At 62.8% G+C, this 16,261-nt stretch carries 16 protein-coding genes; 10 read left to right on the forward strand and 6 right to left on the reverse strand.

The annotated features are described in order from the left end of the window. The first annotated feature begins 201 nt into the window (after window positions 1-201). The 7 genes from AC1DXM_RS00945 (at window position 202) to AC1DXM_RS00975 (ending at window position 6,885) form a co-directional block, all read left to right on the forward strand. Window positions 202-504, forward strand: coding sequence for a virulence factor (locus tag AC1DXM_RS00945; RefSeq protein WP_477231347.1), 303 nt, complete (start codon window positions 202-204; stop codon window positions 502-504). Next, entirely contained in the window at window positions 497-1,093 is a 597-nt protein-coding gene (locus tag AC1DXM_RS00950) for a methylenetetrahydrofolate reductase C-terminal domain-containing protein (RefSeq protein WP_477231348.1), read from the forward strand. The genes AC1DXM_RS00945 and AC1DXM_RS00950 overlap by 8 nt, the downstream gene beginning before the upstream one ends. Then, complete coding sequence (locus AC1DXM_RS00955; RefSeq protein WP_477231349.1) at window positions 1,090-2,181, forward strand: methylenetetrahydrofolate reductase; 1,092 nt, start codon at window positions 1,090-1,092, stop codon at window positions 2,179-2,181. The genes AC1DXM_RS00950 and AC1DXM_RS00955 overlap by 4 nt, the downstream gene beginning before the upstream one ends. Before the next feature lie 77 nt (window positions 2,182-2,258). Further along, window positions 2,259-3,233, forward strand: a complete 975-nt coding sequence (locus AC1DXM_RS00960; protein ID WP_352587956.1) for a methyltetrahydrofolate cobalamin methyltransferase — start codon at window positions 2,259-2,261, stop codon at window positions 3,231-3,233. Then, complete coding sequence (locus AC1DXM_RS00965; RefSeq protein WP_477231942.1) at window positions 3,184-5,313, forward strand: ASKHA domain-containing protein; 2,130 nt, start codon at window positions 3,184-3,186, stop codon at window positions 5,311-5,313. Before AC1DXM_RS00960 ends, AC1DXM_RS00965 begins: the two co-directional genes overlap by 50 nt. A gap of 186 nt (window positions 5,314-5,499) precedes the next feature. Beyond that, complete coding sequence (locus AC1DXM_RS00970) at window positions 5,500-5,667, forward strand: hypothetical protein (protein ID WP_477231350.1); 168 nt, start codon at window positions 5,500-5,502, stop codon at window positions 5,665-5,667. Between the two features lie 252 nt (window positions 5,668-5,919). Beyond that, window positions 5,920-6,885 (forward strand): alpha/beta hydrolase, encoded by a 966-nt coding sequence (locus tag AC1DXM_RS00975; RefSeq protein ID WP_477231351.1) that lies wholly within the window; start codon window positions 5,920-5,922, stop codon window positions 6,883-6,885. Window position 6,886: 1 nt separating this feature from the next. Here AC1DXM_RS00975 and AC1DXM_RS00980 read toward each other — a convergent pair whose 3' ends face one another. Continuing rightward, window positions 6,887-7,786 carry a LysR substrate-binding domain-containing protein gene (locus tag AC1DXM_RS00980; RefSeq protein ID WP_023670389.1) on the reverse strand — a complete coding sequence of 300 codons (900 nt, stop codon included), beginning with the start codon at window positions 7,784-7,786 and terminating at the stop codon, window positions 6,887-6,889. A gap of 203 nt (window positions 7,787-7,989) precedes the next feature. On the opposite strand from AC1DXM_RS00980, the gene AC1DXM_RS00985 reads away from it, so the two are divergent. From AC1DXM_RS00985 to AC1DXM_RS00995, 3 genes are all read left to right on the forward strand, one after another. Further along, the gene (locus AC1DXM_RS00985; RefSeq protein ID WP_023700331.1) at window positions 7,990-8,175 is read left to right on the forward strand and encodes a hypothetical protein; all 186 of its coding nucleotides are present in this window, start codon (window positions 7,990-7,992) and stop codon (window positions 8,173-8,175) included. A gap of 364 nt (window positions 8,176-8,539) precedes the next feature. Then, complete coding sequence (locus AC1DXM_RS00990; RefSeq protein ID WP_112565447.1) at window positions 8,540-8,674, forward strand: hypothetical protein; 135 nt, start codon at window positions 8,540-8,542, stop codon at window positions 8,672-8,674. Between the two features lie 349 nt (window positions 8,675-9,023). After that, window positions 9,024-9,962 (forward strand): GlxA family transcriptional regulator, encoded by a 939-nt coding sequence (locus tag AC1DXM_RS00995; protein ID WP_352560327.1) that lies wholly within the window; start codon window positions 9,024-9,026, stop codon window positions 9,960-9,962. Between the two features lie 15 nt (window positions 9,963-9,977). Here AC1DXM_RS00995 and AC1DXM_RS01000 read toward each other — a convergent pair whose 3' ends face one another. The 5 genes from AC1DXM_RS01000 to AC1DXM_RS01020 all read right to left on the reverse strand — a co-directional run bounded on the left by AC1DXM_RS01000 (window position 9,978) and on the right by AC1DXM_RS01020 (window position 16,189). After that, window positions 9,978-10,775 carry an ABC transporter ATP-binding protein gene (locus tag AC1DXM_RS01000; protein WP_477231352.1) on the reverse strand — a complete coding sequence of 266 codons (798 nt, stop codon included), beginning with the start codon at window positions 10,773-10,775 and terminating at the stop codon, window positions 9,978-9,980. Next, complete coding sequence (locus tag AC1DXM_RS01005) at window positions 10,772-11,545, reverse strand: ABC transporter permease (RefSeq protein ID WP_477231353.1); 774 nt, start codon at window positions 11,543-11,545, stop codon at window positions 10,772-10,774. The genes AC1DXM_RS01000 and AC1DXM_RS01005 overlap by 4 nt, the downstream gene beginning before the upstream one ends. Window positions 11,546-11,635: 90 nt before the next feature. Then, window positions 11,636-12,586, reverse strand: a complete 951-nt coding sequence (locus AC1DXM_RS01010) for an ABC transporter substrate-binding protein (RefSeq protein WP_477231354.1) — start codon at window positions 12,584-12,586, stop codon at window positions 11,636-11,638. Between the two features lie 98 nt (window positions 12,587-12,684). After that, window positions 12,685-13,533, reverse strand: coding sequence for a DUF1194 domain-containing protein (locus tag AC1DXM_RS01015; RefSeq protein ID WP_477231355.1), 849 nt, complete (start codon window positions 13,531-13,533; stop codon window positions 12,685-12,687). Between the two features lie 94 nt (window positions 13,534-13,627). Then, window positions 13,628-16,189 carry a GcvT family protein gene (locus AC1DXM_RS01020; protein ID WP_477231356.1) on the reverse strand — a complete coding sequence of 854 codons (2,562 nt, stop codon included), beginning with the start codon at window positions 16,187-16,189 and terminating at the stop codon, window positions 13,628-13,630. Between the last annotated feature and the right edge of the window lie 72 nt (window positions 16,190-16,261).

Raw genomic sequence — 16,261 nt, forward strand, 5'->3', positions numbered from 1 at the left:
ATCTCAGCCCGCAACAAAGTCAAAGATTCTCGCCTTTCGTTTTGCGACGTCCAATAGCGTCGCTTTTGAATGCGCGCGCGTCGTCCCATAACAAGCAGCCCCACTGCGCATCCGGCAATGCTCGCTCCTGCTGAATAGAGTGGCCGAGCGTCCTTCATACGTCCAAGCGGATGCACTGCGCTCGGCAGGGAGTGAGAATTCATGGCCGATCTGATCGTCGTCTACTGGCGCGACATACCCGCCCAGGTGATCGTCAAGAAGGGCCGGCAGAACGCCAAGCGCGAGCTGCCGCTGCGCTTCACCGAGGCGATCGACATGTGCGCCATGCGCACCGGCGCCGGCGGCACCGATGATTACCTTGCCGAATGGCGCAAGGCCGAACCGGTCCCGGTCGGCGACGATCTCGAAGCCGAGGTCGAGAAGGCCTTCAACGACATCGACGCGAAATATGACCGCGAGCGGCTGGTCGCTCTGGTCAAGGCGGGCGGGAAAGAACATGTCTGAGCCTCAACCGGCGGTTACCCAGGCCACTCTGGTCAAGAAGGCAGCGCCGAAATCCGACTACAAGCCGGCCGATGTGTCGCCGCAGCGGCGCGTGCAGCGGTCGTTTGCAGTCAGGCTGTGGTCGATCCGGCATTCGCGCCTGCTCGAATGGTTCTACTCCAGGTTCGCCGACATGTTCCTGCTTCTCCATCCTTTGTGGAAAGGCATTGGCTACGGGCGGGTCGAAGCCCCGATCAAGTTTGTCGAAAAACGCGTCAAAGGCTTCATGTTCGACTGCCGCATGTGCGGCCAGTGCGTGTTGTCCTCGACCGGCATGTCGTGCCCGATGAACTGCCCCAAGCAGCTGCGCAACGGCCCGTGCGGCGGCGTGCGCGCCAATGGCAATTGCGAGGTCGAGCCCGACATGCCCTGCGTCTGGGTCAAGGCCTGGGAAGGCTCCAAGAACATGGTGCATGGCGACAAGATCCTCGACGTGCAGAAGCCGGTCGATCAGTCGTTGCGTGAGACGTCGGCGTGGCTGCGGGTGACCGCGCAGGCGGCGGCAGCCCGCGAAGCCGCGGCCAATGCCAAGACCGGAGCCGCCGCATGATCGCCCGCCAGCGCGACGAGAACCCGGCCGGCATCCATCTGCCGCTCGATCCCCTGCCCGGCCACTCCTCGCGCGGCCGGCTGGAGCGCGTGCTGCGGCGTGGCGAGTTCGCCGTCACCACCGAGCTCAACCCGCCCGACAGCGCCGATCCCGAAGACGTCTACAACCGGGCGAAGATTTTCGACGGCTGGGTCGACGCCATCAATGCGGTCGATGCCTCCGGCGCCAACTGCCACATGTCCTCGGTCGGCATCTGCGCGCTTTTGACCCGCATGGGCTACGCCCCGATCATGCAGATCGCCTGCCGCGACAAGAACCGCATCGCCATCCAGGGCGATGTGCTGGGTGGTGCAGCGATGGGCGTCGCCAACATGCTGTGCCTCACCGGCGACGGCGTGCAGGCCGGCGACCAGCCTGGCGCCAAGCCGGTGTTCGATCTGGATTCCATGTCGCTGCTCGAAACCTGCCGCATCATGCGCGACAACGGCAAGTTCCTGTCCGGCCGCAAGCTGACGACACCGCCGCAGATTTTCCTCGGCGCCGCCGTCAATCCGTTTGCGCCACCCTTCGACTTCCGCCCGATCCATCTCGGCAAGAAGATCGCCGCCGGCGCGCAGTTCGTGCAGACGCAGTACTGTTTCGACGTGCCGATGTTCAAAACCTTCATGCAGAAGGCGCGCGATCTCGGCCACACCGATAAGGTCTTCATTCTGTGTGGTGTCGGCCCGCTGGCCTCGGCCAAGACGGCTAAATGGATCCGCTCCAACGTGCCCGGCATCCATATCCCGGACGCCATTATCAAGCGGCTGGAAGGCGCCCAGGACCAGAAGAAGGAAGGCAAGCAGCTCTGCATCGACATCATCAACGAGGTGAAGGACATCGCCGGCGTCGCCGGCATCCATGTAATGGCCTATCGCCAGGAGGAATATGTCGCCGAGATCGTCGACGAATCGGGCGTGCTGAAGGGCCGCCAGCCGTGGAAACGCGAGATCCGCCGTGACGACCAGATGGTCGCCGATCGGCTCGACCACATATTGCATGACGAGATTACCGAAACGCAGGTGGACATGGTAAAGACCGCGCACTAAGCCCGGCCGAGCACCAGACCCTGGAACGAAACCAGACACGATATAAAGAAGCACTTTATATCAGGCGGAGAGACTTCATGACCCGGACCATCGTCGCCTCGGCGACACGCGAGATCATCATCGGCTTCGACCAGCCCTTCTGCGTGATTGGCGAGCGCATCAACCCGACCGGTCGCAAGAAGCTGGCCGCCGAGATGGTGGCCGGCAATTTCGAGACGGTCATCAAGGATGCGCTGGAACAGGCCGCCTGCGGCGCCACCATGCTTGACGTCAATGCCGGCGTCACCGCTGTCGACCCCAACGCCACCGAGCCGGCGCTGCTGGTGCAAACGCTGGAGATCGTCCAGGGTCTGGTCGACCTGCCGCTGTCGATCGATTCCTCCGTCAGCGCCGCAATCGAAGCCGCATTGAAGGTCGCCAAGGGCCGGCCGCTGGTCAACTCCGTCACCGGCGAGGAAGAAAAGCTCGAAGCCATCCTGCCGCTGGTCAAGAAGTACAATGTGCCGGTCGTCGCCATCTCCAATGACGAGACCGGCATTTCGATGGATCCGGACGTCCGCTTCGCCGTCGCCAAGAAGATCGTGCAGCGCTGCGCCGATTTCGGCATTCCGGCGCATGACGTCGTCGTCGACCCGCTGGTCATGCCGATCGGCGCGCTGGGCGATGCCGGCCGCCAGGTGTTTGCGCTGCTGCGTCGGCTCCGCGAAGAGCTAAAGGTCAACACCACTTGCGGCCTGTCCAACATCTCGTTCGGTCTGCCGCACCGCCACGGCATCAACGCCGCCTTCATCCCGATGGTGATCGGCGCCGGCATGACCTCGGCGATCATGAACCCCGTGCGGCCGCAGGAAATGGAAGCCGTGCGCGGCGCCAATGTGCTGAACGGCACTGACGAAAACTGCACCAACTGGATCAGGACCTACAAGGACTACAAGCCGGCCGAAGGCGGCCAGGCGGTTGCCGCGCCGACGCAGGTCAACGCGCCGGGCGATGGCGCTGCCAATGGTGGCCGCCGCCGTGGCGGCCGCGAAGCCCGGATGGCTCGAGGATAAGCGCGCAATCGTGAACTCGCCTGCAAACATTACCGATCCGCTCGTGCTGTTCATGCCGTCAGGCAAGCGCGGGCGGTTTCCTGTTGGCACATCGGTGCTCGACGCCGCGCGCCAGCTTGGCGTCTATGTCGAAAGCGTCTGCGGCGGTCGTGCCACTTGCGGGCGCTGCCAGATCGAGGTGCAGGAAGGCAATTTCGCCAAGCACAAGATCGTCTCCTCCAACGACCATATTTCGCAGAAGGGCGCCAAGGAAGAGCGCTACGAGCGCGTACGCGGCCTGCCCGAACGCCGCCGCCTCTCCTGCTCGGCGCAGATCCTCGGCGACCTCGTCATCGACGTGCCGCAGGACACGGTCATCAATGCCCAGACCATCCGCAAGGATGCCGATACCCGCGTCATCGCCCGCGATGCGGCAATCCGCATGTGCTATGTCGAGATCGAAGAACCCGATATGCACAAGCCCCTCGGCGATCTCGACCGCCTGAAGATCGCCTTGATGAAGGATTGGGGCTTTAAAAACCTCGAATTCGATTTCTACGTGATGCCGCAGGTGCAAAGCATATTGCGCAAGGGCAACTGGACCGCCACCGCCGCCATCCACAAGGATGCCGAAAGCGACATCGCCCGCGTCATCGCGCTTTGGCCCGGCCTCAAGAACGAGGCCTATGGGCTCGCCTGTGACATCGGCTCGACCACCATCGCCATGCATCTGGTGTCGCTGCTGTCGGGCCGCGTCGCCGCTTCGTCAGGCACCTCGAACCCACAGATCCGCTTCGGCGAGGATCTGATGAGCCGCGTCTCCTATGTGATGATGAACCCGGACGGCCGCGAAGGCATGACGGTCGCCGTGCGCGAGGCGATCTCCGGCCTGGTCGACAAGGTCTGCGCCGAAGGCAATGTCCAGCGCAATGACATCCTGGACAGCGTCTTCGTCGGCAATCCGATCATGCACCACCTGTTCCTCGGCATCGATCCGACCGAGCTCGGCGGCGCACCCTTCGCGCTCGCCGTCTCGGGTGCCGTGCGCATCAAGGCTTCAGACATCGGCCTGAAGCTCAACCAGGGCGCGCGCCTCTACATGCTGCCTTGCATCGCCGGCCATGTCGGCGCCGACGCGGCCGCCGTGACGCTATCGGAAGGTCCGCACCGCCAGGATGAAATGATGCTGATCGTCGACGTCGGCACCAATGCCGAGATCGTGCTCGGCAACCGCACGCGGGTCGTGGCTGCTTCTTCGCCGACCGGTCCGGCCTTTGAGGGCGCTGAAATCTCCGGCGGCCAGCGCGCCGCACCCGGCGCGATCGAGCGCGTGCGCATCGATCCCGACACGCTGGAGCCGAAATACCGTGTCATTGGTTCGGAACTTTGGTCCGACGAGCCAGGCTTCCTCGACAGCGTCCAAGCCACCGGCGTCACCGGCATTTGCGGCTCCGGCATCATCGAGATCGTCGCCGAAATGTACCTCGCCGGCATTATCTCTGAGGATGGCGTCGTCGACGGGTCGCTGGCCGAACGTTCGCCGCGTGTCACCGCCAATGGCCGCACCTTCTCCTATGTGCTGAAGGAAGGCGAACCCAAGATCACCATCACCCAGACCGACGTGCGCGCCATCCAGCTTGCCAAGGCAGCCCTTTATGCCGGCACCAAGCTGTTGATGGAAAAGCAGAACACCGAGCATGTCGACCGTATCCACTTCGCCGGCGCCTTCGGCTCCTTCATCGATCCGAAATACGCCATGGTGCTTGGCCTGATCCCGGATTGCGACCTCGACAAGGTGTCCGCCGTCGGCAACGCCGCCGGCGCCGGCGCCCGCATGGCGCTGCTCAATCGCGGCTATCGCCGCGAGATCGAGGACACTGTCAGCCATATCGAGAAGATCGAGACAGCACTAGAGCCGAAATTCCAGGAGCATTTCGTCTATGCCATGGCGCTGCCGAACAAGGTCGATCCGTTCCCGAAACTGTCGGCGGCGGTGAAATTGCCGCCACGCAAGACCATCAGCGAGGACGGTATCGCCGGCGATGCCGCCCCACGCCGGCGTTCGCGCGAAGGCCATGCGGCCAGGCGCAGCCGCGAATAGGCCGGCCGCCAAGGCTGGCGAATTCTTTCAATTTCATTTGTATGCAAATGTTTCCAGATCGCACCGATCTGGAAACCGAAGCGCTGTTTTCGCGCAATCCACCCGATACAGACGTGAAGCATTTAACGGACACCGAAAGGCGGGCCGGACTATTGCGCCGTCACAACGCTTCAAAGGAGAGTAACGATGTTCGAGACCCTCGGCCGTTTTCGTGCGGCCATCAAGCATGCCCAGTCCGTGCGTGCCATGAACAGCCTGCCGCCCGAAGTGCAGAAGGACGTTGGCTGGCCCGTGTCGCCGCGCATCGACGCCCAGGCCAACCTGACGCGCCTGATCCTGGGCTCGAGCCGCTGATGACCTTCGCCGACAAATGCAAATTGCTGACAAAACGCCGGGGCCGCCGCGTGGTCCCGGCTGCGCCTGACATCAAGCTGCGCGCCGCGCTGCTGCCCCGGCGCTGAGGCCGTTGGCGGGAAAACCGCAAACTCGGGCGATCAAACAACCGTGTTGCGTTGGTCCAAATTCTTGACATTTCGGCTGGAGGCGCGATCTTCGAGATAGTGGGGAAATTATCTTAGTCGGCTGTGGCCGAGCATGTGTACGCGAATGCCCAGTTTCAAAAGCCATCTCGTTTCGTTCATCCTCCGGCACAGCCGGAAGAAGGCATTTGCCAGCCCCGAAAACCTGCAGCGCTGGATCGCCTATGCGCGCAAGACCGAGGACCACCATCCTCCGGCATTGCTGCGCGAGCGCCTCCATATCACCGAGCGCAGCGTCGATGGTTTCCCCGTCTACGAGATCGCGCCGAAGGCCGGCGAGCGCAGGCGCATCCTCTACATGCATGGCGGCGCCTATGTCTTCCAGATCACCTCCTATCATTGGGGGTTGATCGCCGAGATGGCCGAGCGGCTGGGTTTCGGCATCACCGTGCCGATCTACCCGATCGCGCCGGAGCATGATTTTCACGCCATGTTCGGCATGGTCGGCGACGTCTACCGGCAGATGCTGGACGAGACGGACGCCGAAGACATCGTCTTCATGGGCGATTCCGCCGGCGGCAACATGGCCGTGGTGCTGACCATGATGGCGGCCGAAGAAGGCCTGCCCTTGCCCTCGCGCCACGTGCTGATTTCACCCGGCCTCGACATGTCGCTGTCCAACCCGGAAGTGTTCGAGGCGGAACGCAACGATCCGTGGCTGGGCATTCCCGGCGGGTTGGAAGCGATCCGCATGTACAGCGCCGGCATCGATCGCAGCGACTGGCATATCAGCCCGCTCTACGGCGACCTCTCGGTGCTGCCGCAGACCCTGCTTCTGACCGGCTCGCACGACCTGCTCAGCCCCGACAATCTGATCTTCGCCAAAAAAGCGCGTGCCGCTGGCGTTGATATCGACGTCGTCTACGAGGAAGGGATGTTCCACGTCTGGCCGCTGATCGAGATGCCGGAAGCGCGTCGCGCCAGGGACAGCATCGTCACTTTCCTCGCCGGTGAGCCCGCCAGGCGGCGCGCAACTGCGCGGCGCAGAGCGCGAACCGCCTTCGCGGCACGCCCTGCCGAAGCAGCGAAATAGATCAGAACTTCCCGGTTTCCCGAAACAGTTCGAAGGTCGCGCGGATATGGTCGGCGACCGCCTTGACCGGGGCGCTGGCGTCCGGCGACACCACCATCGCCAAATTGTAGGTGCCGATGTCGGGCATGCCGTCCTTCGGGCACAGCTCGACCATGTCGTTGCCGAGGAACGACTTCGGCAGCGGCGCGACGGCGAGATCGGACATGATGGCGGCGCGCTGGCCGGCCGTGTGCGCGCTCATATAGGCGATGCGGTAATTGCGGCCCTCACGGCTGAGCGCATCGAGCGCGCCGGCCCGCCAGGCACAGCCCTCTTCCCACAGCGATACGGGCAATGGCTCACGCAGATGCGCGCTGCCGCCCTTGGCGCCAGCCCAGACGATCGGCTCAGTCAACAGCACCTCAGCGCCGAGCGCGCTGGTCTTGTAGGAGTTGGTCAACAGCGTGATGTCGAGCGCACGGTCGTCCATGCGCCGGCGCAGATTGCTGCTCTGGTCGATGGTGACGTCGACAGCGATCGACGGATGCGATTGCGCGAAGCGCTTCAAGACATGCGGCAGCACGCGCTCGCCATAATCGTCCGGCGAGCCGAGCCGCACCACGCCGACGATCTCGGGGATGATGAATTTCGACACCACCTCGCGGTTGATCGACAGCAGCCTGCGGGCATAGCCGAGCAGCATCTCGCCATCGGTGGTCAGCGTCACCGAGCGCGCATCGCGCGCAAAGACCGAGCGGCCGAGAATGTCCTCGAGCTTCTTGATCTGCATGGAGACCGCCGACGGCGTGCGGAACACCGCATTGGCCGCGGTGGTGAAGCTGCCGGTCTCGGCAATGGCCACAAACGTGCGCAAAACGTCGAGATCAAGCAGCGGCAGCGGGTGATTGAGTGGGGCGTTCATCGGGATCGACCTTCAATTTTTCTGATGTGAAGCATCATTCCATTTCGTTTGATTGAACATCAGATTGGGAGGATAGTCAACTCCATCGAAGGCAGGACGTGCCACGGTTTCAAACGCTCCTGACACAAAACTGCATTCGATGCGGAATATCCCGGTTACAGAACGCGTTCATGCGGGACGTGCCACAACCAAAGGAGAATGAAATGTCTATCCTCTCATCCATCGGTCGGCTTGCGACCGAGTTCAGCGCGGCCCGTGCCCGCTTCCAGACCGAACGTGCGATCCGCTCGCTGCCGATCGAACTGCAGAAGGATATCGGCTGGCCCGAAGCTGCCGACACCAAGACCGGTGCACGCCACGGCGTCGGATCCTGGGCTGGAGCAAAGTAAACCATTGTGTACCATGTGCTGAAGGCCTGCCGCGCAGAACCAGCCCGGCAGGCCTTCTCTGTTTTACTCACCCGCCTTCTCTAACTTATTTGCATTCAAACGATTTTCAGAGCCATGTCGCCCTTGCATGGCGCATATGAGCAAGCTGCATAGCAGCTCAAATTTCCAATTAATGCCTTGTAAATAATCACAAATCTCGGGCAGTCTGCCGAAAAATGTCGCAATTGATGTCGCTTTTCATATCAAGCGCTTCGCATTTGCGATTTAGTTTCTGCTCACACACGCCTATATCACCGCCAGCAAACGAGCTGCCCCACTCCATCAAGCGAAGGCGACCCGTCTGAGCAACCGATAGGAGATGATGATGAAGCTTTTTGCCCGCCTTTTCCCCCGCCGCGAAATGAACCTGACCACAGCTCTCGAGCGCCAGCGCCTTGCCAACACCATGCCCGGCCAGACCGGCGCCATGAATGCGGTGCGCCTCGGCTTCGTCGCCTGAGATAACGGCTACCGCGCAGCGCTCCCTGCCGCTGCCGAAAGTCGATTACAGCGCCGCTTCGGTTTGACCGAGGCGGCGTTTTTCGTTCTGAAGCCGATATTGCCGGATAGCGATGCTCAATCTCGCGGCAGCCCGTGCCCGTCATCCCCAGGGATTGCCCATTTGCGACCCATGTCGCAAATTTAGTTGCCGCTTAGCCGCCTAGCCGATTGACAGGAATGGTTTTTCCTGATGACGCTATGCTGTTCGCGACATCCTGTTCGCGCCATGGCTGCGTGAGGTTCCCTTGAACGCCGTAAAGCATCCGATCAAGCGATCGTTTGTATTCTTCCTCGTCCCCGACTTCACCATGATCGCCTTTGCGACGGCGCTCGACCCGCTGCGCTCGGCCAACCGCATGCTTGGCTATGAGGCCTATCGCTGGCGCCTCGCCAGCATCGACGGCAAGCCGGTGCGCGCCTCCAACGGCGTCGAATGCGCGGTCAACACCTCGCTCGAGGAAGAGCGCAAGAAAATGGCCGGACCGGACCGGCCGAATATGGCCATTGTCTGCAGCGGCGTGAATGTCGAGCGCTACCAGAACAGGTCGGCCTTCGCCTGGCTGCGCGAGGAGTATAACAGAGGCGTCGCCGTCGGCGGCCTGTGCACCGGCGCGCATATCCTTGCCGCCGCCGGCCTGCTCTCCAACAAGCGCTGCGCCATCCATTGGGAAAACCTGCCGGGCTTTTCCGAGGCCTTCCCGAAGGCCAACGTCTTTGCCGACCTATTCGAAATCGACCAGAACATCTACACCTGCGCCGGCGGCACAGCAGCATTGGACATGATGCTGAAGCTGATCGGCGACGACTTTGACGACAATCTGGTCAACCGCGTCTGCGAGCAGGTGCTGACCGACCGCGTGCGCAGCCCGACCGACCGCCAGCGCCTGCCGTTGCGCGCCCGCCTCGGCGTACAGAACTCCAAGGTGCTGACCATCATCGAGCTGATGGAAGGCAACCTCTCCGAGCCGCTGTCGCTGATCGAGATCGCCGACCATGTCGACCTATCGCGCCGCCAGATCGAGCGCCTGTTCCGTACCGAGATGGGCAGGTCCCCTGCCCGCTACTATCTCGAAATCCGCCTCGACCGCGCCCGGCACCTCTTGATCCAGTCGTCGATGCCGGTGGTCGAGGTAGCGGTCGCCTGCGGCTTCGTCTCGGCCTCGCACTTCTCCAAATGCTACCGCGAGCTCTACGCCCGCTCGCCGCAACAGGAGCGCGTCGACCGCAAGCAACTGCTGGCCGCCTGAACCGAACGCTTCAGATCAAGCCTCGGCCGGCTGCGCCTGTGCCGTCCGCATCGCCTCGACGCGGATATCTTCGGTCAGCCGCGCCTTCAGCGCCGAGAACTCCGGGCTGGTCTTCAGCGTGTAGTGGCGTGGATGCGGCAGGTCGATGGCGACATCCGACTTGATGCGTCCTGGCCGCGCGCTCATCACGATCACCCGCGAGGCCATGAAGATCGCCTCCTCGATGTCGTGAGTGACAAATAGCACCGTCTTCTTGCGCCGTTCCCAGATGCCGAGCAAAAGCTCCTGCATCAGCCCGCGGGTCTGGTTGTCGAGCGCGCCGAACGGCTCGTCGAGCAACAGGATCTCGGGATCGTTGGCCAGCGCCCGGGCGATTGCCGTACGCTGCTGCATGCCGCCGGAAAGCTGCTTTGGCCAATGGTTCTCGAAGCCCTTGAGCCCGACAAGATCGACATAGGAGGCAACGATCCCGTCCCGCTCCTTTTCGGCCATGCCGCGTTCGCGCAGGCCGAAGGCGATATTCTGCGCCACCGTCAGCCACGGAAACAGCGTGTAGGACTGGAAGACCATGCCGCGATCCGGTCCCGGCCGCGTCACCGCCTTGCCGTCGAGCAACACGCGGCCTTCGCTCGGCGCCTCGAGGCCTGCGACAATCCTGAGCAGCGTCGACTTTCCGCAGCCCGACGGCCCGAGAATGGTGATGAAGTCGTTGGCCGCGACCGTCAGATCGACCGGCATCAGCGCCTTGACCGGCTGCCCGCCGCGCACGCCGGCGAATGTGCGCGAGACGCCTTCGATCAAAAGCTTGCTCATGCCAGGCTCCAGGGGAAGAGCCAGCGATTGAACGCCTTGAAGGCGAAGTCGGACAACAGCCCGATCAGCCCGATGACGATGATGCCGAAGATGATCTGGCCCGTCGCCAGCCGCGACTGACTGTTGATGATCATATAGCCGATGCCTGAGGACGAACCGATCAGCTCGGCGACGATGACATAGGTCCAGGCCCAGCCGAGCACCAGCCGCAGCGTCTCGGCGATCTCCGGCGCATTGGCCGGCATGATCACCCGTTTGACGATGCCATTGTTGGTCGAGCCCAGCGTATAGGCGGCTTCGACCAGGTCGCGCCGCGTCGAGCCGACCTTGACCGCGACGATCAGGATGATCTGGAACACCGAACCGACGAAGATGACCAGCAGCTTTTCCAGCTCGCCAATGCCCGCCCACAGGATCAACAGCGGAATGAAGGCCGAGGCCGGCAGATAGCGGGCGAAGGAGACGAACGGTTCCAGGAACGCCTCCACCGGCTTCCAGGCGCCCATGGCGATACCGATCGGCACGGCGACGATCGACGCCAGCACAAAGCCGCCGAAGACCCTCCAGATGGTGATCAAAATGTCGAGCCAGAAACGGTCTTCGACCAGCAGCCGCCAGCCATCCCGCAGCATTGACAGCGGATCGGCGAGGAAGATGCGGTTGACGTGGCCGCCAAGCGTGATCCACGCCCAGAAGGCGACGAACAGCACGAAGAAGGAAATGCCGAGCACGGTTCGAATGCCCGGCGACACCGGATGCAAGGGGCGCATCGTCAGATCGTCCGCATCTTCAAATCACCACTTGTCCAGGAGGAGGAGGCGGCGCCAAGCGCCGCCGCCTGATGGTCAAAGGCGAGCCCGTCAGTTCGATACCGCGCTGGTGTCGGCCAGCGTGGCGACATCTGGCGCTTCCTTGATCAGCCCCATCTGCAGGAGCAGTTCGCCGGCGGTCTTGGAAAAGTCCTGGAATTCCTTGGTGAAGAACTGCTTGTTCTCCGCCTTGTCGGCCCACTTCAGATATTTCGCCGAATCCTCGAACTCCTTGGCCGACTGTTTTACGTCGGCACCCATGATCTCGTAGGATTTCTGCGGATCGCTCTTGATCAGGTCGAGTGCCTCGAAATAGCTGTCGGCGAGCGCCTTGGCGGCGTCGGGATTGGCGGTGAGGAATTCGGGCGTGCAGCCGACCGTGTCGAGCACCATCGGATAGTCGAGCGTAGTCGCCAATATATGGCCCTGGTCAACCTTGTCGCGCACCGCCGAGATGAACGGCTCGTAGGTGACCGCCGCATCGTTCTGGCCGGCGAGGAAGGCTTGTGCGGCCGCATCCGGCTCCAGGTTGACTACGGTCACGTCCTTGGTCGACAGCCCGTTCTTGTTCAGCACCCAGGCCAGCATGAAATAGGGGGACGTGCCCGGCGCCGAGGACGCGACATTCTTGCCCTTGAGGTCAGCGACGGTCTTGATGTCGTTGCGCACGACAATGCCGTCGGCGCCATAGGATTTGTCGAGCTGGAATATCTGTTTGGTGGTGACGCCGCTGGCGTTCCAGACCAGCCAGGTCTCGACCGTTGTGGCGGCGCATTGGAGGTCGCCGCTGGCAATGGCAAGCGGCCGGCTGGCCTGCGGAACCTTCTTCAAGGTCACGTCGAGGCCATGCTTCTCGAATATGCCGGCCTGCTTGGCAAGCGTCAGCGGCGCAAACCCGGTCCAGCCGCTGATGCCGATGGTCACCGACGTGGCGGCCTTGGCCGGAGCGGACAATCCCGCTGCAAGCGCCAATGCCGCGGCAAAGACGATGGTCCTGTTCATGTCAGTTCCCCTTGTTTTTTTCGGATGGGGAATTGTGTCACAGACGCCCATGGGCTTGTCAATGAAACTGATGCTGCATTGCGGCATGGGCCAAAGGTCTAGCGCGCGTCGAACATCCAGCTGCGGTCGCGCCACATTTTTTCGCCGACCTGGCAGTCAGTCGGCCGGTCCTGCGCCAGCACCACCGGCGGATGAGTGGCTTCCTCCCGAGCCCATTGCGGCGAAGCGGGGCCGGCAAGCTCCAGCACGAGCTTGCGGCGAATGGCTTCGGGAAACTGCGTCCAGTCATTAACCGGGATCATGAAGGATCCGGGCCCGCCGATAACGCAGTCGCTGTAATAGCGGTCGAGATTGTTGACGTCATAGGCACCGCCAAACCCACCGCCGCGCGTCATCAGCGGCAGTCCGTTGATGATTATGCCTTGCTTGACCACCGCGTCGCGGGTGATGTCGACGGGCGCGCCCTGGTTGTTGGGCCCGTCGCCGGAAATATCGATGACGCGCTTTGTCCCCTGAAAGCCGCTTTCGGCAAAAAGATCGCTGCCGAATTCGAGCGCGCCGGAAATCGAGGTGCGCCGGGCGCTGGCCGGCGGATGGGCGGAAAGCTGCGCCGCCACCCGCTCGGCATCGGCCCGGCTGGCGATCACCGTCCACGGCACCACGACCACCTGCGTGGTAGCTCCCGCCCATTCGACATAGGTGACGGCGACCTTGCCATAGGCGCCGTCGGCTATGGCTTGCAGGACATTGTCGTGGGTTAGCGCCGCGGCATAGCCGTGGCGCTGGATTTCGAGTTCGGTGGGCGACATCGACAGCGACACATCGACGGCCAGCACCAGCTCGACATCGACCGGCTCGGCGGCATCAACTGCTGGTGTCAGCCAAAGCACCAGCGCCAGTGCGGCGCTGCCTGAGAGGAAATGTCCTGCGTGGGAAAAAGCAGACATGCCCCAAGGTAAGCGAGAATCGGCTGCTGACAAAGTGAAAAGCCCGGCCGTGAGCCGGGCTTTGCATTCATACTTCCGCGATTGCAGCTTCCGCTCAACTTCTCGGCTTCAAATTCTCCGGATCGTAGAGCGGCTTGTAGCCGACGCCAGCAACCTCGACGGGATAGGTCTCGCCAAAATACTCGACACTGAGCTTGCGGCCTTCCTGGGCATAGGCCCAAGGCAAATAGGCGAGCGCGATGTTCTTGCCGATGGTCGGGCCATAGGCAACGGAGGTGGTGAAGGAGCGGCGGCCGAGTTCATCGACCAACGTCTCGCCGGTCTTCGGATCCATCACCGGCATGGTGCCGACGGGATAGCGGGCGACGCCTTTGGAATCGACGTTCTCGGTCATCACCAGCGTGCACAGGATCGCCGGCTGGTGTTCACGAGCCCGGTATTCGACATGCTTCGCCTTGCCGCAGAAATCGTTCTCCTTGACCTTTGGACGCGCGAGATCGGCTTCGAGCAGATTGTACTCGGTCAGGAGGTCGGCGTTCTGCAGCCGCAGGCTCTTTTCCATACGGCGCGTGTTGGCATAGGTCTCGACGCCGAACGGCATGACGCCGGTCGAGCGCAGCGCGTCCCAGACGGCAAGGCCGTCCTCGTAGCGCATATGCAGTTCCCAGCCCTGCTCGCCGACATAGGAGATGCGGAAGGCGGTGACATCCTTGCCGCCGATCCTGACCGGCTTGATCGCCGCGAACGGAAAATTCTCGAGCGACAGCCCGTCAGGGTTCTCGACCACCTTCTGCAGCGTCGCCCGGGCGTTCGGACCCCAGATGCCGATGGTGACGTATTTCTCCGTCACGTCGGTGACGGTGACGTCAAAGCCTTTGTCCTGCGCGGTGCGTTGCATGTAGCGGAAGTCGCGCGGGCCGGCGTCGGCGCCGTCGATCAGACGGCAGCGGTCGGCCATGCGGATCACCGTGAAGTCGGCGCGCACCATGCCTTCCTCGTCGAGGAAGTGGGTGTAGATGCCCTTGCCGATATTGTTGTCGCCGCCGATCTTGGCCGCGCACAGCCATTCCAGCAGGGCGACATGGTCGGGTCCCTCGACGTCATACATAGAGAAGTGCGAGAGGTTGACGATGCCGCAATCCTCGCTCATCGCCAGGTGCTCGGCATTGGACACCCGCCAGAAATGGCGGTTGTCCCATTCGTTCTCTCGTACGGGAACCCGGTTGCCATACTTCTCCAGCAGGTGCTCGTTGGCGGCGTAGCCATGCGCGCGCTCCCAGCCGCCCAGCTCCATGAAGTAGCCGCCGAGCTCCTTCTCGCGCTCCCAGAACGGCGAGCGGCGGATGTTGCGGCCCTTGGAGAACGGCTCGCGTGGATGCACCGCCGGATTGTAGACCTTCATCGCCGTTTCGGTGCAGCGATCCCAGATGAACTGCTCCTTGGTCTGGTGCGGGTAGAAACGCGCATAGTCGATGGCATGATGGTCGATCTCGGTGCGGCCGTCGGTCATCCAGTCGGCGATGAGCTTGCCCATGCCGGGCCCGTCCTTGACCCAGATGGCGACGGCGTACCACAGGCCCCTCACCTTCTGGCTCTCGCCCATCGACGGACCGCCATCTGCGGTCACCTGCAAGAGGCCGTTGAAGGAATGGCTTTCATTGTAGCCGAGTTCGCCGAGGATCGGCGTCAGCTCCATGGCACGTTCCAGCGGCGCCAGGATCTGCTCCATGTCGAGGTCGCGCTGCGACGGCGACAACCGCGCCTGGTCCTTTTCCAGGAGGTCGCGCGGATGGCAGAGGCGCGGATTGGTCTCCTCGTAATAGCCCCACTCGATCTGCCCGCCCTCGGCGGTCTTGGGATCGCCGGTGTCACGCATATAGGCCGAATTGCCCTGGTCGCGCAGCAGCGGCCAGCCGATCTCCTTGCCGGTGCCGGCAAACTCATTGTAGGGCCCGAAGAAGGTCAGCGGATGGTCGATCGGCATGACCGGCAGGTCTTCGCCGACCATTTCGGCGATCAGCCGGCCCCAGATGCCGGCGCAGACCACGACATAGTCGGCCATGATGGTGCCCCGGTCGGTGACGACGCCCTTGATGCGGCCCTCCTCGACGATGAGGGATTTGGCCGGCGTGTTGGCGAAGGATTTGAGTTTCCCCGACGCTTCCGCCTGGTCGACCAGCTTGCCGGCGACCGTCTGTGAGCGCGGGATGACCAGGCCGGCATCCGGATCCCACAGCCCGCCCTGCACCATGGACTCTTCGATCAGCGGGAATTTTTCCTTGATCTCGGCCGGCTCGATCAGCCGGGCGCGGGTGCCGAAGGATTTGGCCGAAGCGATCTTGCGCTTGATCTCGTCCATGCGGCTGTCGTCGCCGACACGCGCCACTTCGAGGCCGCCGATGCGGGCGTAGTGGCCCATCTTCTCGTAGAAATCGATGGAATAGAGCGTCGTCCAGCAGGACAGGAAATCATGGCTCGTCGTGTAGCAGAAGTCCGAGGCATGCGCGGTCGAGCCAATATCGGTCGGGATGCCTGACTTGTCGATGCCGACAATGTCGGTCCAGCCGCGTTCGATCAGGTGATGGGCGATCGATGCGCCGACAATACCACCCAGGCCGACGATGACGACCTTCGCCTGTTTCGGAAACTCTGCCATTGCCCGCGACTCCAAGGGGATAAAGCGGGCGCGTCCGCGCCCGTTCGAATGGCGCACAATATGCAGACGACG

The organism is Mesorhizobium sp. P3_A2, assembly GCF_056403115.1.